This is a genomic window from Pseudomonas putida, assembly GCA_029953615.1.
Classification (GTDB): domain Bacteria; phylum Pseudomonadota; class Gammaproteobacteria; order Pseudomonadales; family Pseudomonadaceae; genus Aquipseudomonas.
Genome location: CP124529.1, coordinates 3,799,105 through 3,817,573, shown reverse-complemented (window position 1 = coordinate 3,817,573; position 18,469 = coordinate 3,799,105). Strand labels below are relative to the sequence as shown.

Below are 18,469 nucleotides of genomic sequence, written 5' to 3'. Positions count from 1 at the left end.
CGACCGTGAAAACTCGCATTCTCTTTTTGAGCTTTTACTATCCACCGGACCTGTCGGCAGGGTCTTTCCGTGCGGAAGCCCTGGTAAACGCGCTTCTGGATAATGTCAGCGACCACGTGGAAATCGATGTCATCACCACCCAGCCCAATCGGTATCATACCTTCAAGGCTACCGCGCCCAGCTATGAGCGGTTTTCCAATCTCACTGTACGGCGTCTTGCCGTGCCTTCACACAAAAGTGGTTTTGTTGACCAGGCTTTTTCTTTCGGCAGTTTTGCCATGCAAGTGTGCAAGGCAGCCAGAAACAAGCAATACGATTTGATCTTTGCCACCTCGTCACGCCTGATGACCGCTTCGCTAGGGGCCTATATCTCCAAAAGAACTGGGACCAAGCTATACCTGGACATCAGGGACATTTTTGTCGACACCTTGCAAGGGGTGCTCCCTCCTGCACTTGGAAGAATAACCTCTGCAATCTTTTCATCGGTAGAGGCTACCACCATCCGGCAAGCCACCAAAGTGAATCTTATTTCACCAGGGTTCACCTCATATTTTAAAAAACGCTATCCGGAAAAAGCCTTTACCTTCTATACGAACGGAATCGATGAGCTGTTCCTGACACCACTCCCGGCAACAGTTGCAGTGCAAAGCCTCCCAGCACTACCACGCAAACTAAAAATTGTATATGCAGGGAACATAGGTGCAGGCCAAGGTTTACATCTAATTGTGCCGCAACTGGCCAAACGCCTGGAAAAGGAAGTGGATTTCCACATCATTGGATCTGGCGGTGCTGCTGACCGGCTTAAAAAAGCGCTTGAAAGCGAAAAGGTGAGCAACGTTTACCTGACTCCGCCAATGAAGCGTGATGCCCTACTTAATCTCTATCGTGAAGCTGATGTTCTGTTTTTGCACCTGAATGACATGAAGGCTTTCCGTCGCGTGCTGCCATCAAAGCTGTTCGAGTACGCAGCCACTGAAAAACCGATACTAGCCGGCCTATCGGGCTACCCAGGCCGTTTTGCCAGCAACCGAATTCAGAATGCAGCCGTTTTCAATCCATGCGATATCGAGGACGCAATAAGATCCTTCAGAAGCCTGGAATTTCGCCAGACTGCTCGAAATGATTTTATACAAAAGTATTCAAGAAAAGCTATCAAAAGGAGGATGGCCTTCGACTTGCTCAAAACCTCACCCAAGCATGCGGAGTTCAAGCAAACGGAATAGCAACCCGCTGCCAAGCTTGGTAAAATTTGAAATTACGTCTCCACACTAACAACCCTAGGTTTACAGTTCAAAATGAAAAAAATCACCTGCGTTGCCGTTTTGTCCTGCCTGCTCGCTTTGGGCGGCTGCAATGAGGAAAAAGGCGTTGATATTCAACTCCCTACGGGCGAGAAACTGACCCTTGAGGGCAGCATCACCAAGAACACCAGCAAGCCTATTGAGAACGGCACCTTTAAAAGTATCGATGTACAATACAATCTGGCTCAAGATGCTGCCAAGGCTAAAGTGGATGAGCGCTTCCGTGCGTTGGGCTACGTAGCCTCTGAGCAGCCAAATTCTGCTTCCTCACTGAAGGTTCACTATCTCAAAAAGAATTCGCCTACCATCGGGGTATTGATCAACGACAAAAACCCATCCTTGGTCAGCATCTATTGGCAAGAGAAGCAACTATAGTTTCTTAGCCAGCAATAACATACCATTTATAACTTGACCTGATATTCCCATTATTCACCAAATAATGGGAATATTCTAAAATACCCTAAGAAGTAAGTCCACCTACTACAACCCGCATTACGCCGATCACAGTATCTAAGCACTATGCTCAGCGCTTTACTTCTCTCCCGAAGAACTCCAAGTCCGTCTCAAGAAGCGATTCCTCATTTCGGATTCGCTGCCTACCCCTCATCCTCCTCCACCCAAAACCATTAAGCGTGCAAAAGCCAGTGCTTGCTGCGCTTATCAATTATCCAGACCATTGACAATAGATGTACTTTTAAGTACAACATATCGCACTATATCATAACGCCACCATTCATCACGCAGCGTTAGACTTCGCTCCTATCATCAATAACTGAAAATACTTAAACCAGCACGGGAGTCCTCCGATTGTTCGCACTTGAAGCAAAAATTATAGATTCTACGATTTACTGCACGATTCAGACAGCCAAACAACCTGATGATCAATTCTACTTTTATCTAATGAGAGACGGAGTTACTGTTCATCGAAGCGGCTGGACAAGCGAGCCTAGCTTCTCAAAGACTCTTGAGGAACCTGGAAGTTATTATATACAGGCGCACCTAAAGCGTGACGACACTAACACCCTCAAACGCTCAGGCAGCATATTTTTTTATACCCCTTCATGCTCATCAGAATTGAGAGCACGCTGGAGCGAAGAAACATCCCTCGAAATAAATGAGCCTAATCTATATACATTGACAGAGCCATTCTCGAGCTTTCTTATACATTACACTGACTCGATGCACCCGAGCCCTCCCATTCTTTCCACAGAGATAGACCCAAATCTCAAGAAGACCCAGAATCTCGAACTAGCAAACGGCTCCTTGAAGCTATATCAGTTCGCAGAACCTCTCAACTCCAACAGCATCATGCTGTTTTCCGGGACTGCAATCAGCAAGTCACGATTCATATTTGGTGAGGCCGATATAAGCGATGACCTAGCGGCGGAAGACTTTAATAGCTCGGTAGGCAACTTCACCATGATCAGTCAGCGTGGAGAGCGCGTCTCGATACATACTGACTATTTCGGCTTCTCAAAGATTTATTACTACAAGCAAGGGAACAATACATTATTAAGCAATAGCTACCACCTACTTTTAAAAGCCTTGAAAGCAGCAAAAATCAAACTTCAAATAGATTATGACATCGCACTATCCAAACTAAATTTTATTGGCCTTCAACCTTTCTACCAGAACTTTTCACGCCATATGGACGTGAAAGATGTCATATGCCTACCCATCGACAAATACATCTATTTCGACAATGAAGGGATGCATGTTACCGACAAGTCCATTGCCTCAACACTGTATGATGGAAGAGATGTCTCTAATTGAAGAGTACCTCGCGCTTCTCGAAAGGGCCAGGAAGGAGATAATTCTAAATTTAGATTTAGTCGCACAAAACCCAAAATTTGAGAAGATAATTGTAGACGTGTCAGGCGGCATGGATTCCAGACTGGTATTCAGTGCTGTTACGAACCTACCTGAACATCGAGATAGAATAGTTATAAACAGCCAAGATACTCGTGGCGCGCCCGATGAATTAAATGTAGCACTAGCTATAAACTCCAAGTACGGCTATAAATACGATGAAACAATCGAAACCATCTACATGCCCCCACCAAAAACCCTATACGAAAATATCTCGAGCTACTACTTAGGCACATACTACTCATTCAATTACTCAAACCTGAAAACAGAAAGACCTGGCACCATACGAATCACCGGTTTCGGCGGAGAAATTGTGGCGCGCCCATACTTCGCACGCCTCCACTTTAATAGCGAACTGGATACAGCGCATGTAAATAGCTTTGCAGACCGCTATTTCGAAAAATTCGGCTACCTCTCTCTTTTTGGTGCCAACTCTGAAATCCACGAATCAAACAAGAAAGTATTTTCAGATGAACTGAAATTACTGCCTGGCTTCAGTGCACTAGAAAAATTCGACCTACATTATCTCTACTACCGCAACGGCCTTCACTGCAGCGACAGCCTGAGGGCTGATATTTCTGGTCCGGAATTTGCGATATTACAATCAAAGTCAGCATTCGAATTAAAGAAACGTTGTTTTTCAAATCACAAAAGCGTAAAACTGCAACTTGACCTTATGAATGCTCTCAATCCGTTCCTCGCCCAGTACCCCTACGAAAGCGACATGGACAATGAGGCAAAACACAAACTATCCGGCAAGTTGGAAAATACCCCTCCCTACCTCAGCCATATTAAATTGGAAATCAATACAGGCAGAGAAGACTGGGAAAACACACAACAACGGAAACGCGATCTTCGAACCGTTCGCTGCGATAACTACGATCTATACAGACGTCAATTCTCAACCATACTTGACTCAAGACTCGACTATATTGTCGAGGCACTCAAAATCATCTGTCAAAGCAATGAAGACCTTATAGATAAATTTGCCGTTCCCGTTTTCTACTTTGCAAAAAACAACTTCAAAGGGCAGAGCAGTGGAACTCACTTCCAAAATCTGTACACCAAGATAATTTCTCTGGCCCATCAAATTCGCATCATCGAATAGTCTAGTATGCGCCTCATTTAACTTGAGGCGCGCTCTAACGACCAGCCTGTTTACAGCGCCACACCCTAGAACCTGCTTCCACTCTTCGATATATTACAGAAGCCAGCACTTGCTATAACCTTTCCGTCCCAACACACCTTCTTGCCCGTCCATCGAATACCATGGTCTCCGTCTATTCAAGGTGTAACACCATTCCGCCCCATCAAGCGGATTCTTGGTGTGCTCTCGGCACGTGCCTTCCTCAAGTCCTCCAAAACCTAGGTCAATTAGAGCGTTCGGAACCTAGCGCTTCTTTTTCCGGATAGGCCTCCTTGTAACCTCAACGTCAGCCTAGTCTACAAGTGGGTCTTGGTGCACTTGCAGTAGCCATCGCTCTCCTGCAGGCATCGTCCTAGCACTCCCTGTGCGCTATACATCTGCAAGCGAGAAAAGTTCCTGATTTGAACAATTATTTGGATCCATTTCGCGCTTGTTCATGACAATGGCTGGGCGAGGGAGCCAAGAATGCTGCACGTTGCAATCCTGAACCCGTCTATGGATAATGATTTTTCCAGTTGCGCTGGCAACCGAGGCTCCGTCTGTAGCCTGGGCGCCTAGCGGTCTGGATCCAAGGAGCGGCCTGACGGAGCGGGTTCCATTCCCACTTATGTAAATCACAAATATAGAAGGCTGAAGTAAACTGTGACCAAGAACTTAATGATTTACGGTAGCTGTGTATCTAGAGATATATTCAACCTAGAGGAAAGCCGGACCTTTAAGTTATCGGATTACTTCGCACGCTCGTCAATGGCCTCGCTGTGTAGCCCGCCTTACCAGAATGAAGAAGCGCTCAATCGCATACCTTCAGCCTTTAGACGGCGCATGGTCGCGTATGATTTTTCCAAGCAATTGCTCACCGAGACGGAAAAACTAAACGATGCCGATGTAATACTAATAGATTTGATCGATGAAAGATTCGACCTAGTCGTCCTACCGTCTGGCCATATCATCACGAATTCTAGCGAGCTCACCGAGAGCGGTTTGCTTGCGGACAGTTGCGTCGATGGTTACGAATTGATCAAGCACGGATCCAAGAAACGCCGTGAGTTATGGCTTCAAGGAATGCAAAAACTCCTGGACCTGCTGGAGTCACATGGCAAGCTAGATGCTGTCATCATTAATAAGGTCTATTGGGCAAGCCACTTTGAACACCCGACTGATGCACAGTTCCCGGTTTCTTTCGCTGCCACCGAAAAAGCCAACCAGGAACTAGACTGGATGTACAATGAGCTTGAGAAAAGGCTCGAAAAGCATCAGTTCCTGCAATTTTCGCCCGATATTATGACAGCAGACGAAAAACATCGCTGGGGTATATCTCCCTTCCATTATAGCGAGCGTTACTACAAAGAAGCTTTAGCTTTACTGAACACTGTAGTGACCTCCGACAACTACGTAGAATCGTTGCCAATTACTTTGCCGCTAGTTTCAAAAGGTGCAAAAATCACTGTTGCCGCCTACAAAACCCAGAGTGAGGTCTTCGCTCATTGCTCACTTGTATTGGATGGAAAAATACACGAAAGTGGCAATTTTGCTTTTTATCTGCTCATTGACGGCGATCGTCATGCTGCTCGCTGGTATGAAGCTACACAGTCCGCAAGATTCCCGATTCCCGAAACCTCTGGAGAAATATCCATTGTGGCTTTTTATCAAGACCCCAAAGAAGAAAAAATCTCCTCTCAATGCATCGCAAAAGTTCTAGAAGATCCTGAGCAATAGCCAAAATCAAGCCGATCATATCACAGCATTTTGATCGGCTTAAGTCTTCACACAGGCAATGTCCCTAGGCAATTTGCCAAGAATTCTGTCCTTGGGATTTTCAGTTGAGCAGCACCGCAACCGCGACCTACAAGGGGCAATGCGTTTGTTGCCCGCTTCTTTCGTAACAATTTTTGCGACCAAAATCGCCGCAAAATTCTTACTGCCACCACGCAACACCCCAATAGTTAAGGCTTCCAGTCACAACTCTGAACCCCAGCCTAGACAGCCAGAATTAACGACACGTAGCCTTTTGCATGGCTGGGCCATGCAAAAGGCAATTACCATTGACGTTCCAACTGCAAGGCTACGAAGGCCTGGCACGGTGAGGATGCACACTCCGTTGCATATTAAGCGTTCCATCAATCACTAACTTGCAGAGATTTAACGGAGTGCATCCCTACTCAGGGCGTCTGCATAAGACTCAATAAACCCTATCCCCCACCAAACGCTTCAAATACTGCCCATACCCATTCTTGGCCAACGGCTCAGCCAGCTTCAGCAGCTGCTCCGCCCCAATCCACCCCTGCCGGTACGCCACCTCTTCGGGGCAAGCCACCTTCAACCCCTGCCGGCGTTCAATGGTCGCAATATACCCGCTAGCCTCCAGCAACGAATCATGCGTCCCGGTATCCAGCCAGGCATACCCGCGCCCCATGATCTCCACCGACAAGCGGTTCTGCTCCAAGTACACCCGGTTCAAGTCGGTGATCTCCAACTCGCCCCGTGCCGACGGCTTGATGCCTTTGGCAATCTCGACCACGTCCTTGTCATAGAAATACAACCCGGTCACGGCATAGCTGGACTTCGGCTTGGCCGGTTTTTCTTCCAGGCTGATCGCCTTGCCCTGGTCATCGAACTCCACCACGCCATAACGCTCGGGGTCGTGCACGTGGTAGGCGAACACGCTGGCACCTTCGCCGCGGTCCATGGCATTGCGCAGCAATTGCTGGAAGTCGTGGCCGTAATAGATGTTGTCGCCCAGCACCAGCGCCGACAGATCGTTGCCAATGAAGTCTTCACCAATCAGGAATGCCTGTGCCAGGCCGTCTGGCGAGGCCTGCACGGCGTAGCTGATGTTGATGCCCCACTGGTGGCCGTCACCCAGCAATTGCTCGAAGCGCGGGGTGTCTTGCGGGGTGGAGATGATCAGAATGTCCTGGATACCCGCCAGCATCAGGGTGGTCAGCGGGTAATAGATCATCGGTTTGTCGTACACCGGCAGCAGTTGCTTGGAAATTGCCAAGGTGGCCGGATGCAGGCGGGTACCCGACCCGCCCGCCAGAATGATGCCTTTACGCTTCATAGTGGTCATTTCTCGTGTATTTCCGTAAGCATGCGAGCCACACCCAGGCGCCAGTCTGGCAGGGTCAGGGCAAAGGCTTTCTGCAGTTTATGGGTGTCCAGACGCGAATTGGCCGGCCGCTTGGCCGGGGTCGGGTAGGCATCGGTGGTCAACGGGTTGACCTGTTCGGCATGGGCTTTCAAGGGCACACCCAGGGCTTCTGCCTGCTCCAGCACATAACGGGCGTAGCCGCACCAGGTGGTTTCGCCGGCTGCCGCCAGGTGGTACAGGCCGGCCAGGGTCGGGTCGTGGTGGGTGGCGGTGATGGCGTGGGCGGTGATATCGGCGATCAGTTCGGCACCGGTCGGGGCGCCGTGCTGGTCGTCGATCACACCCAGGCTTTCGCGTTCCGCAGCCAGGCGCAGCATGGTTTTGGCGAAGTTGTTGCCGCGTGCGGCATATACCCAGCAGGTGCGGAAGATCAGGTGCCGGCAACCGGCAGCCTGGATGGCCTGTTCGCCAGCCAGCTTGCTTTCGCCATAGGCATTCAGCGGGCCAACGGCGTCGTCTTCGCGCCAGGCCTGGGTGCCCTGCCCCGGGAACACGTAGTCGGTGGAATAATGCACCAGCAGTGCGCCGCAATCGGCAGCAGCACGGGCCAGCACGCCAACGGCGTCGGCGTTTACCTTGAAGGCTTGCTCGCGCTCGCTTTCCGCCTTGTCCACGGCGGTGTAGGCGGCGGCGTTGACGATGACATCAGGGGCATAGGCACGCACGGTTTCGGCCAGGCCCGGCAGGTTGGCCAGGTCACCGCAGTGTGCCCGGCTGCGGGCATTGAGCGCCAGCACCTGGCCCAGCGGGGCCAGGCTGCGTTGCAATTCCCAGCCTACCTGGCCGTCCTTGCCCAGTAGCAGAATCTTCATGCCGAGCGCCCTGCGTAATTTTTTTCGACCCAGTCGCGGTAGCTGCCAGACTGTACGTTCTGCACCCATTCCTGGTTGTCGAGGTACCAGGCCACGGTCTTGCGAATGCCGGTTTCGAAGGTTTCGGCAGGCTTCCAGCCCAGTTCGCGCTCGAGCTTGCGGGCGTCGATGGCGTAGCGGCGGTCATGGCCGGGGCGGTCGGTCACGTAGGTGATCTGTTCGGCGTAGGGCTTGCCGTCGGCGCGGGGGCGCAGTTCGTCCAGCAAGGCACACACGCGGTTGACGATCTCCAGGTTGGGCTTTTCGTTCCAGCCGCCCACGTTGTAAACCTCGCCGGTTTTACCGGCTTCCAGCACGCGGCGGATAGCGCTGCAGTGATCCTTTACATACAGCCAGTCACGGATCTGCTGGCCGTCGCCGTACACCGGCAGCGGCTTGCCGGCCAGGGCGTTGACGATCATCAGCGGGATGAGTTTTTCCGGAAAGTGGTACGGGCCGTAGTTGTTCGAGCAGTTGGTGGTCAGCACCGGCAGGCCGTAGGTATGGTGATACGAGCGCACCAGATGGTCGCTGGCGGCCTTGCTGGCCGAGTACGGGCTGTTGGGCTGGTACTGGTGGGTTTCGGTGAAGGCCGGTTCGTCGGCTGCCAGCGAGCCGTACACTTCGTCGGTGGACACATGCAGGAAGCGGAACGCCTGGCGCGCCTGTGCGTCCAGGCCGCCCCAGTAGGCGCGCACGGCTTCCAGCAGGCGGAAGGTGCCGACGATGTTGGTTTCGATGAAATCTTCCGGGCCGTGGATCGAGCGGTCCACATGGGACTCGGCAGCAAAGTTGACGATGGCACGCGGCTGGTGCTGCTCGAGCAGGCGGGCAACCAGTTCGGAATCGCCGATATCGCCGTGCACGAAGATATGGCGCTTGTCGTCCTGCAGGCTGCTCAGGGTTTGCAGGTTGCCTGCGTAGGTGAGTTTGTCGAGGTTGACCACGGGTTCGTCATTGCCGGCCAGCCAGTCCAGGACGAAGTTCGCGCCAATGAAACCCGCACCACCAGTTACCAGAATAGTCATCGTTCAGTTCTTCCCAATTCCCGCGTTCAAACTCTATAACGCTTGAAGTTCATGTGGGCGTTGCGCCGCCGGCAACGCCTGTTCTTGTCGGTGCAGCGTTCAGGGCTCCATGCGCCGGCGCTGGTACAGCCAATCCACAATTTCCCCACCTGGTACGTAGCCGCTGACGGTGTCACGCAGCAGTTGGCGTACGGTGGCAAAGTCATCCTCTGCAGTCGCCACGCGCAGGGCGTCAAGGCGCTGCTTAAGCACATCCCAGGGCAGGTAGTCCTCATGGGCGCTCATGATCATGGGGTGGCGGGTGGCAATCACGTTGTCGCCGATCAGCAGCTCTTCGTACAACTTCTCGCCCGGGCGCAGGCCGGTGAAATTGATGGCGATGTCGCCCAGCGGGTTGCGCTCGGAGCGGATGCTGAAGCCGGACAGGTGAATCATCTTTTCCGCCAGCTCCACAATCTTCACGGGTTCGCCCATGTCCAGCACGAACACATCACCGCCCTGCCCCATCGAGCCAGCCTGGATCACCAGCTGTGCGGCCTCGGGGATGGTCATGAAGTAGCGGGTGATTTTCGGGTGGGTCACGGTCAGCGGCCCACCGGCCTTGATCTGCTTGTGGAATAGCGGAATGACCGAGCCCGACGAGCCCAGCACGTTGCCGAAGCGCACCATGGTGAAGCGGGTCTTGTTTACCTGCGAGACGTTGCTGGCGTCCCCCATCAGTACCGGCGCCACTTCGCGGCTAAGGGCCTGCAGCACCATTTCGGCCAGGCGCTTGGTACTGCCCATCACATTGGTCGGGCGCACGGCCTTGTCGGTGGAAATCAGCACGAAGTTGGCAACGCCGGCCTGCAGCGCCGCCTGGGCGGTGTACAGGGTGCCGAACACGTTATTCGACAGGCCTTCGGCAATGTTGTGCTCGACAATGGGCACGTGCTTGTAGGCTGCGGCGTGGTACACGGTATCCACCTGCCAGGCGCGCATCACATCGAGCATCTTGGCCTGGTCGCGTACCGAGCCCAGGATGGGGATCAACTGCACGGCCAGGCCTTCGCGAATGATGCGCTGTTCCAGTTCGCCGGCAATGGTGTACAGGTTGAATTCACTGTGTTCGAACAACAGCAGGGTGCGCGGCGCCTGCCCGAGGATCTGGCGGCACAGTTCGGAACCAATCGAGCCGCCGGCACCGGTCACCATCACCGTCTGGTCGATGATGCAGTGTTGCAGCAGGTCGCCTTGCGCAGGTACCGCGTCGCGGCCCAGCAGGTCGGCAATGTCCACTTCCTGGATGTCGTCCACCTTGACCCGGCCGCTGGCCAGGTCCATGAAGCCAGGCACACTGCGCACGTGCAGCGGGTAGCCTTCCAGCAAGTTGAGGATTTCGCGGCGGCGGCTGCGGCTGACCGAGGGCAACGCCAGCAGGATTTCTTCGGCGCCAGTGTCGTCGATCATGCGTTGCAGCTGTTCCGGCTGGTACACCTGCAGGCCGGCAATCACCCGGTCGGTGATGCTGGCATCGTCGTCGATGAAGGCGACCGGGCGCATGGCCTTGCCCATGCGCAGGGCCGCCACCAGCTGGTTACCGGCCGAGCCGGCACCATAGATGGCCACCCGTGGCAGGCCATCGTCACGGTTGGCAAAGGGCACGTGCTGCACTGCAGTGGCAAACCAGTCACCGAGGAAGTACTGGCGCATGGCCAGGCGCAGGCCGCCGACCATGATCAGGCTCAGCCACCAGTAGTTGAAAGTGATCGAGCGCGGCACCACGTTCTGGTGGTTACTGGCCCAGTAGATTATGAAGCCAAGGATCAGCGCAGACAGGGTCACAGCCTTGATGATGGCGATCAGTGCGTCATTACCGAAATAGCGCATCACCGCCCGGTACAGGCCAAAGCGGATGAACAGCGGGATCGAGATGATCGGTGCTGTGATGAACAGCCAGGTGTGATCACGGACAGGATTGGCCAGGTCATCGATACCCAGGCGCACGACAAACGCCAGCCACAGCGCAAACCAGACCAGAATGACATCAGTCGCTACCTGGATCGCCCGCTTGTGGCGTCGAGGTAGTCCAAGCAGTCTTGAGCGCAGCTTATCCATAGAACCTCTGAGAGCTTTACAAAGTGACATGTCTAGCGTCTTCTTTCTATCACTCTAGCTAGTGTTCGAGTTCGCCGGCGCGCCAGCGCACGGCCAGAAATGCCAACGGCAGGTAGGCGATGATCACACCCCACACGCCGTCCAGGCCCAGCAACAGCACGCACAGGGCTATCGGCAGTAGCCAGAACAGGTTGAGCGCGCCCACCGCCAGGGTCACCGGCAGGTGCTTGCCGTAGTGCCGCGAGGCGAACTGGTAGGCGTGGCTGCGGTGCGCTTCGTACACCTTGTCACCGCGCAACAGGCGACGGATCAGGGTGAAAGTGGCGTCGACCACGAACACGCCCAGCAGAATCAACCAGCACCAGAACAGCTGTGGCGCGGCCCAGGCCGCCTGCAGCGACAGGCCCGCCAGCACAATGCCAAGAAAGCCGCTGCCGGCATCACCCATGAAGATCCTGGCCGGCGGGAAGTTCCAACAGAGGAAGCCAAACGTGGCAGCGGCCAGCAACAGTGGCAGCGCCATCAGTTGCGGCGCCCCGGCCAAGGCCGAAAGCAGCACCATGCCCAGGCAGGCGGTCACCGCTTCGACGCTGGCGATGCCGTCGATGCCGTCCATGAAGTTATACAGGTTGAGCATCCACACGCTGTAGAAAGCGGCCACTATGTAGCCGAACCACTGCAGGTCCAGGGTAAAACCGAACACCTGCAGCGGCGCCAGGCCGCCCAGCCAGTACAGCATCCAGGCGGCTGCGGTGAAGTGCCCGAGCAGGCGCCAGCGGGCGGCGATGTGGCCGTGGTCGTCCATGAAGCCGATTACCGCGATCAGTGCCCCTGCCCCGCCGATGGCGAGCAGCGCCGATAACGGTACCGCACCGGTCAGGCCCAGCAGCGGCAGGCAGCCCAGAAAGCTCAGCACAATGGCCACTCCGCCGCCCCGTGGAGTAGGCACTGTGTGCGAACTGCGCGCGTTGGGCACGTCGATGATCTGCTTGTTCAGGGCGTAGCGCCGCAGCGCTGCAGTCAAAAGCAGGGATGCCCCCGCGACCAGGGGAATAAGCCACCATGCGGTCATTTGTCTTGCTCTTTCAAAAAGTTGAGTGCCGTGGCCTGCAGTGCCTGGTCAACATCCAGCGGCGGCTGCCAGCCCAGCAGTTCACGGGTTTTGCCAATGTCTACCTGCAGTGAGCCGCACAGGCGCTGGGCCAGCCCGCCCTTGCCTGCCAAGATGGCCGCGCCCTTCAACCAGGCCGCGGGCACAGGCAGCAACCTGGCTGGCTTGCCCAGCGCCCGGCCCAGCCGTTGCAGCAGTTCGGTGGTGGACAGGTCGTAGCCATCGCTGGCCAGAAAGGTCTGGTTGGCGGCGGCCGGGTGGTCGATGCACGTCACCAGCAGGTCCACCAGGTTGTCCAGCGCCACCAGGCTGCGTTTGTTGTGGATGGCGCCAAACGGCAGCGGCACGCCTTTGCTCAGCCAGTTCATCATGCTGCGGAAGTTGGCTTTCACACCCGGGCCATACACCAGCACCGGGCGCACGATCACCACTTCCAGCCCGGTTTCAGCCGCCAGTTGGCGCAGGCCGTCTTCGGCTTCGCGCTTGGAGATGCCGTAGGGGTCCGAAGGCGCGGGGGCCTCGTCGGCGGTAAAAGGCCGACGGCCGTCGGTGGTTTCGCCGTTCACCTTCACCGAGCTTGCAAAAATGAAGCGCCGCACGCCGGCCTGGGCGGCAGCCCGGGCCAGGCTCAGGGTGCCGTCCACGTTTACCCGGCGGAACTCGGCCAGCGGGTCGGCTGCGGTTTCCTGCATTACATGCACGCGTGAGGCCAGGTGGATCACGGTGTCGACCTGCTCGAAATACCCGGACGCCACCTCAACCGCCGCCAGCTCGCTGAAGGGCCGGTAATCGACGCCCGCCAGCCGCTGGCTGGGCAGTTGCCGCACCAGTGCGCGCGGTGCCCAGCGAGTGTCAGCAGCAAGCCGCTGCAGCAACACCTTGCCGACAAAACCGCTACCGCCAGTAACCAGGATACCCGGCCGTTGCACGTTGCCTTGCCCGGCCATCAGCCTCTCCCCGCCCGACCCAGCAGGCGGGTGAACACGCTGCGGTACTGGTCTGCCACCACCGACCAGCGGTAACGGCGATTGGCAATTTCGTGCAGGCGCGCAGACAGTTGCGCACGGGCCCCTTCATCGGCAAACAGTGCCTGGGCGTGGTTGCGCAGCGAGGTACTGTCGGCAAAGTACAGCGCCTGGTCTTCGGTGGTGGCGCGGTTGAACGACACGTCGAAGGCTACCACCGGCAGGCCCAGCCACATGGCTTCGACCAGCGACGGGTTGGTACCGCCGGCACTGTGGCCATGCAGGTACACCGTGGCATTGCTGCGCAGCGGGCTCAGTTGCTCCACGTCGTAGATCGGGTCCAGCAGGTGAATGTTGCTTACCCCTTCGTATTGCTTGCGCAGTTGCACGCCATATTCGCTGTGGTTCCAGTTGCCGATGATCGCCAGCGGCATGCCAGAGCCGGCGAAGGCTTCGAGAATGACATGGATGTTGTTCTCCGGCTCGATGCGGCACACCGTAAAGGCATAGGGCGCACCCAGGAACGGGTATGCCTGGCGGGCTTGCTGGCCAGGCTCACCGGCCCGGGCCTGATCGCCACCATAGGCAATCAGTTCGCTGGGCTTGTTGTATTCGGCGGTCACGTATTCCTGCAGCACTTTGTTGTCGGTTATGACCGCATGGGCAAAACGCACGGCCACCGCTTCGGACAGCTTCAGGAACCAGCGGGCGAAGTTGGACCACTTGGCGCGCTTCCATTCATAGCCGTCGATGTTCACCACGATCGGCTTGCGGGTCAGCAGGCGCATGAATGGCAGGGCTATGCATCCGGAAACCCCCAGAATCAGCATCAAGTCATGCTTGCGGTAGGCGTGCAGCATGCTCAGCACATCGTACGGGATGCTCTGCACGCCATTGGCCTTCAGGTTCAGGTAGACCAGGCGGGCACGCTCGAAAAACTTCGGCCGCTGAGGGTAATGGGGCGCACTGCAATAAACGGTGAGTTCGCAGTCACCCGGCAGGTTGCGCACCAATTGTTCGGTCAGTGTTTCCCAACCACCGTATTGAGCGGGTAAACCTACCGTACCGATCACTGCAATCTTATAGGTCATCAAACACCATCACGATATTTTTCTGGAAGTTGGCAGTGGAAAACTCACTCGCTTTCCTGCGTGCGCGCTCGGACAACTCCTGGCACGCCTGTGAGTCCTGCGACAGGCGCGAAACGGTGCGCGCCAGTTGTTCATGGTTCTTCGAATCGATCTGATAGCCCTCTACCCCGTCGCTGACCAGTTCGACCGGGCCGCCTACCGGGGGCACGATGGTCGGGATGCCGAAAGCCATCGCCTCGAGAATGGTCAGGCCAAAGGTTTCGACCCAGCCATCCACATGGGACAGGTTCAGCACCAGGCTGGCATTGCGGTAGAACTTCGCCACCTCGGCACTGGCCGGGCTGAGCATCAGGTTTTGCGGCAGCGCCTTGCCGGCGAAGTAGGCGTCCACTTCCTGCGGGCTGGCATTGAGCACCAAGGTAAATTTCAGCACAGGGTCCGCGGCCAGTGCCGTGGCCAGGGCAACGAATTCGTCCACCCCCTTGTAGCCCTTCAACGACGCCAGCATCAGCACATTGAAGCGGCCGTCGTGCAGGTGCTGGTATGGCGTGGCCATCGCCTGCTGCTGGAAGCCCTCGGCCAGGCCGTTGTACACGGTTACCGCCGGCACGCCGGCCACCCCCTCTTGTACCTGCAGGTACTTCGACACGTAGACCACCTTGCTGGCACAACCTGCAATCACCCGACGCAGAAACGCCTTTAGCAACGCAGGCCGGATGGAGGTTTCGTGCACGTGGTAAACCACCTTGGCACCGCGCAAGCGGGCGGCCAGGGCGGCACCGAAGGGCAGCATGGTGTTCACCAGCACGACCGACCCCGGCCGCACCTGACGCAACAGGCTGAAGAACAGCGCCACCTGCGACCCGGCATACGCCAGCAAGGTCAACCAGCGGTTATCGAAGCGCTTGTAGGCAAACTTGCAGGTGCGTACCTGCAGTTCGTCTAGCACGCCGTGGCCGCTGCTGCCCACATGCAGGGTGCAATCGGCGCCACTTTGCTGCAGCGCGGTGATGGTCTGGTTCAATACCCGGGGGCTACCGCTGTAGTCATTCAGCAGATGGACAAAATGCAACGTTCTCATGCCACCCCTTCTTCCGCTACGCGCGCCTTGATGTACCTGGCCGGCACGCCGCCATAAATCGAATTCTTGCGGTACACCCCCGCGGCCACCACCGCCCCTGCGGCGAACACGCAGCCGTCTTCGATCACCGCGCCATCAAGCACGGTCACCTTGGCGCCGATCCAGCAGTTGCGGCCCACCTTGATGCCCTGGCGGGTCACGCCCTGCAGGCGGATGGGCTGCAACGGGTCTTCGAAGTTGTGGTTTTCCGAATGGAAGCTGACGAAATTGCCGATGATGGTGTCGCTGCCAATCTCGATGCCGCCGGCGCACCCCAGGAAGCAGCCGGCACCCAGGCCGACGTTGTCGCCAACCACCAGGCCCTTGCCGATGTTGGCCAGGCTGCCGGTACATTCGATGATGATGTGCTTGTTCAGCGACACCGCGGTGCCAAAACGGATGCCGTCATTGGACAAGGCATCGACGAAGCAGCCCTGGTCAATGACCAGCCCCGGGCCATACTCGATCTTGCCCACTTCCTTCAGGGTTACCCCCGAGCCGATGAATGCCAGGCGCCGCCGGCGTAGGCGAATCACGCCGCGGCAGGCCATCAGCAGCTTGGTCACGAACAGCCCCAGCAGATAACCCGACGAGATGCGCCGGTCGACCACCAATGGGCGCTTTTTAGCTAGCAACACCAGCTTTTCGAGCAAGGCATGCATCATTTCACGGCCCTCACCTGGGTAAACAAGGCCTTGATGAAGGCCGGACGGCGGTAAGCCAGCGCTTTGCGAATGGCTGCATAGACCAGATACAGGTCAAGCAGGCCACGCTCCAGCAGACCATGGGAACGGAAGCTGATACGCAGCCCGTGGATCATTTCCTCGAAGCGGAACAAGGCACGCTCGGGGGTATCGGCGCTGTGCTCGGACAGGTCGTGGGCAATCTCCACATCCAGCACGCAGGCCTTGGGGAAATACCCCTCGTAGCGGATGAAAAAGTCGGTATCGGTGGCATAGAAACGCAGCCGCTCGTCATAGAACGGCGTCATGCGCTGGAAGCACTCACGAGTGAAGATCAGGCCGCTGTTGATGCCCAGCAGGTTTTTCGAGTCCACCAGCCCGGCGGCCACGTCAGGCGTGAGGCGGCCCATGAACAGCCAGCGCTTGCCGGGGCTGACCAGTTGCCCATGACTGACCAGCCGGGGCATGAATACGCCCACCTGGTCGCCCCCCGGCGCCCGGCGTACCTGGCCGATCTGCGCCAGGCAGCTGGACAGGCGGATGTTCGAGTAGTTGGTGTCGTCGTCCGAAATCATGAACAGGTCGACCCCGGCGGCAAACGCCTGTTCGGCAACCTGGTTGTAAACCACCGAAAGCCGCTGATTGTCCGCCTCGTACCAGCGCACGCCCGGGCACGGCTGCGCCACGCCGGGGGAGTTGTTCCAGACGTACAGTTGCAGGTCGATACCCTCGTCATTCAGCAGCGCCTGCTGCGCGAGCAACGACTGCAGGGCAATCGAGTCCTGGCTAGTTTTCCGATACAGAACGATCAGGACTGCCAGGCGCAACTTTTGTTCTTCTGTTTTCACCAATGATCACCATCACCACGATCGCGAATATGTAAAGGACAACACTGTTCGTATAGGACTGGAAAAAGAACGAACTCAGGAAGAACGGGTAGCTGGCAATCACGAAGTTGCCCAGGCCGTTTTTCCAGGCGCTGGCATGGGCCCTGTCCCGGACGATGATCGTCACCAGCTTGTGGTACCAAAGGATCAACCCGGCCATGATCAGCAGGCCGACCAAACCGCAGGTGGCCAGCAGGTTGAGCCAGAACGAATCGAACCAGTGTGGCTGGCCCGGGCCAACCGCGCCAAAGCCATAGCCCATGGGATGCCGCGCTCAGCACCTCATACATGTGCAGCCACTGGCGCTCGCGGTCCAGTGCCGACAAATCCTGGGTATAGCCCATCGACAGGTAGGCGAAAATCGCCACGGTCAAGCCAATGAACTGCACGTAGCCCAACAGCGAGATCAGCCAGGCCGTGCGCAGCATCCGGGCCGCCACCAGCATCGAGCAGATGCACACCAGGCCGATCATGGCCGTGCGCACCGAACCGATCGCGATCAGCCCGCACAACAACAGGAAGGCGGCACTCAGCAGCAGGCGCCGGATCAAGGACCAATTGCGCCCGCTGAGCAACACGGCCAGGGTCATGGCGGCGGTATTGAGGATGACTGCAGAAAACTCCAGCGTGCCGGTAAAGAAACCGGACACCCGCGGCAGCCCGTCACGCATCGAGTTGTAGGGTTGCAGTTCATAGCCTTTGGCGGTAAGCAGCGGCCAATACCAGAACTGCTCGGCCGAAGCGATGGTCAGGTACTGATACAACGCATACACGCCAGTGAGTACGCTCATTGCCAGCACTGACCAGTACACATGGCGCAGCTTCTTCTCGGTCGACACCGCCTGGGCCCAGATGGCCACCGCCATGCCAATGAACACCGGCACGGCCAGTGCGCGGAACATGCGCGCCGACGACGCGCTCAGGTCGCCGAACAGCAGGTACAGGAAGGCAAAGAACAGCACGACCAGCAACCACCGCCCGACTTCGAGGTTGAGCCTGCCACGCGCCGTAACGCTGGCCAGCGCCCGCAGCAGCAGCCACATGATCATCAGCAGGCTGAGCATTTCTCGCCAACCGGCAAACACACTGCCCAGCCCCAGCGTCAACACGACGAAGTCGCTGAAGAACAGCAGGCAGAACAGCACGCCGATAAAGATCCTGATCACAC

At 56.6% G+C, this 18,469-nt stretch carries 16 protein-coding genes; 5 read left to right on the top strand and 11 right to left on the bottom strand.

Annotated features, from left to right (window positions below):
* Positions 1-5: 5 nt before the first annotated feature.
* From QIY50_17550 to QIY50_17530, 5 genes are all read left to right on the top strand, one after another.
* Entirely contained in the window at positions 6-1,223 is a 1,218-nt protein-coding gene (locus tag QIY50_17550) for a glycosyltransferase family 4 protein (GenBank protein ID WGV19206.1), read from the top strand.
* Positions 1,224-1,295: 72 nt separating this feature from the next.
* On the top strand, positions 1,296-1,676 hold the full coding sequence (locus QIY50_17545) for a hypothetical protein (protein WGV19205.1): 381 nt from the start codon (positions 1,296-1,298) through the stop codon (positions 1,674-1,676).
* 432 nt (positions 1,677-2,108) lie between these two features.
* Entirely contained in the window at positions 2,109-3,074 is a 966-nt protein-coding gene (locus QIY50_17540; GenBank protein WGV19204.1) for a hypothetical protein, read from the top strand.
* On the top strand, positions 3,061-4,278 hold the full coding sequence (locus QIY50_17535) for a hypothetical protein (protein ID WGV19203.1): 1,218 nt from the start codon (positions 3,061-3,063) through the stop codon (positions 4,276-4,278). The genes QIY50_17540 and QIY50_17535 overlap by 14 nt, the downstream gene beginning before the upstream one ends.
* A 681-nt stretch (positions 4,279-4,959) precedes the next feature.
* Positions 4,960-6,033: a DUF6270 domain-containing protein gene (locus QIY50_17530; GenBank protein ID WGV19202.1), complete on the top strand. Its 1,074-nt coding sequence runs from the start codon at positions 4,960-4,962 to the stop codon at positions 6,031-6,033.
* A 463-nt stretch (positions 6,034-6,496) separates the two neighbouring features.
* Here the strand turns inward: QIY50_17530 and rfbA are convergent, their stop codons facing one another.
* The 11 genes from rfbA to QIY50_17475 form a co-directional block, all read right to left on the bottom strand.
* Entirely contained in the window at positions 6,497-7,378 is an 882-nt protein-coding gene (rfbA, locus tag QIY50_17525) for a glucose-1-phosphate thymidylyltransferase RfbA (GenBank protein ID WGV23082.1), read from the bottom strand.
* 5 nt (positions 7,379-7,383) lie between these two features.
* On the bottom strand, positions 7,384-8,280 hold the full coding sequence (rfbD, locus tag QIY50_17520) for a dTDP-4-dehydrorhamnose reductase (protein WGV19201.1): 897 nt from the start codon (positions 8,278-8,280) through the stop codon (positions 7,384-7,386).
* Positions 8,277-9,347, bottom strand: a complete 1,071-nt coding sequence (gene rfbB / locus QIY50_17515; protein ID WGV19200.1) for a dTDP-glucose 4,6-dehydratase — start codon at positions 9,345-9,347, stop codon at positions 8,277-8,279. Before rfbB ends, rfbD begins: the two co-directional genes overlap by 4 nt.
* Before the next feature lie 99 nt (positions 9,348-9,446).
* Positions 9,447-11,444 carry a nucleoside-diphosphate sugar epimerase/dehydratase gene (locus QIY50_17510; GenBank protein ID WGV19199.1) on the bottom strand — a complete coding sequence of 666 codons (1,998 nt, stop codon included), beginning with the start codon at positions 11,442-11,444 and terminating at the stop codon, positions 9,447-9,449.
* Positions 11,445-11,502: 58 nt separating this feature from the next.
* Positions 11,503-12,516, bottom strand: coding sequence for a glycosyltransferase family 4 protein (locus tag QIY50_17505; GenBank protein WGV19198.1), 1,014 nt, complete (start codon positions 12,514-12,516; stop codon positions 11,503-11,505).
* Complete coding sequence (locus tag QIY50_17500; protein WGV19197.1) at positions 12,513-13,502, bottom strand: SDR family oxidoreductase; 990 nt, start codon at positions 13,500-13,502, stop codon at positions 12,513-12,515. The genes QIY50_17505 and QIY50_17500 overlap by 4 nt, the downstream gene beginning before the upstream one ends.
* On the bottom strand, positions 13,502-14,611 hold the full coding sequence (locus QIY50_17495; GenBank protein WGV19196.1) for a DUF1972 domain-containing protein: 1,110 nt from the start codon (positions 14,609-14,611) through the stop codon (positions 13,502-13,504). The genes QIY50_17500 and QIY50_17495 overlap by 1 nt, the downstream gene beginning before the upstream one ends.
* Positions 14,601-15,692: a glycosyltransferase family 4 protein gene (locus QIY50_17490; GenBank protein ID WGV19195.1), complete on the bottom strand. Its 1,092-nt coding sequence runs from the start codon at positions 15,690-15,692 to the stop codon at positions 14,601-14,603. The genes QIY50_17495 and QIY50_17490 overlap by 11 nt, the downstream gene beginning before the upstream one ends.
* Complete coding sequence (locus tag QIY50_17485) at positions 15,689-16,396, bottom strand: acyltransferase (protein ID WGV19194.1); 708 nt, start codon at positions 16,394-16,396, stop codon at positions 15,689-15,691. Before QIY50_17485 ends, QIY50_17490 begins: the two co-directional genes overlap by 4 nt.
* Positions 16,393-17,262, bottom strand: coding sequence for a hypothetical protein (locus QIY50_17480; GenBank protein WGV19193.1), 870 nt, complete (start codon positions 17,260-17,262; stop codon positions 16,393-16,395). The genes QIY50_17485 and QIY50_17480 overlap by 4 nt, the downstream gene beginning before the upstream one ends.
* Entirely contained in the window at positions 17,259-18,467 is a 1,209-nt protein-coding gene (locus tag QIY50_17475; protein WGV19192.1) for a hypothetical protein, read from the bottom strand. Before QIY50_17475 ends, QIY50_17480 begins: the two co-directional genes overlap by 4 nt.
* Positions 18,468-18,469 lie beyond the last annotated feature (2 nt).

Bases quoted from the DNA above. Each gene is read 5' to 3' on its own strand.
- QIY50_17545 (WGV19205.1), top strand. From the start codon at position 1,296: ATGAAAAAAATCACCTGCGTTGCCGTTTTGTCCTGCCTGCTCGCTTTG.
- QIY50_17535 (WGV19203.1), top strand. From the start codon at position 3,061: ATGTCTCTAATTGAAGAGTACCTCGCGCTTCTCGAAAGGGCCAGGAAG.
- rfbA (WGV23082.1), bottom strand. From the start codon at position 7,378: ATGAAGCGTAAAGGCATCATTCTGGCGGGCGGGTCGGGTACCCGCCTG.
- rfbD (WGV19201.1), bottom strand. From the start codon at position 8,280: ATGAAGATTCTGCTACTGGGCAAGGACGGCCAGGTAGGCTGGGAATTG.
- rfbB (WGV19200.1), bottom strand. From the start codon at position 9,347: ATGACTATTCTGGTAACTGGTGGTGCGGGTTTCATTGGCGCGAACTTC.
- QIY50_17510 (WGV19199.1), bottom strand. From the start codon at position 11,444: ATGGATAAGCTGCGCTCAAGACTGCTTGGACTACCTCGACGCCACAAG.
- QIY50_17505 (WGV19198.1), bottom strand. From the start codon at position 12,516: ATGACCGCATGGTGGCTTATTCCCCTGGTCGCGGGGGCATCCCTGCTT.
- QIY50_17500 (WGV19197.1), bottom strand. From the start codon at position 13,502: ATGGCCGGGCAAGGCAACGTGCAACGGCCGGGTATCCTGGTTACTGGC.
- QIY50_17495 (WGV19196.1), bottom strand. From the start codon at position 14,611: ATGACCTATAAGATTGCAGTGATCGGTACGGTAGGTTTACCCGCTCAA.
- QIY50_17490 (WGV19195.1), bottom strand. From the start codon at position 15,692: ATGAGAACGTTGCATTTTGTCCATCTGCTGAATGACTACAGCGGTAGC.
- QIY50_17485 (WGV19194.1), bottom strand. From the start codon at position 16,396: ATGATGCATGCCTTGCTCGAAAAGCTGGTGTTGCTAGCTAAAAAGCGC.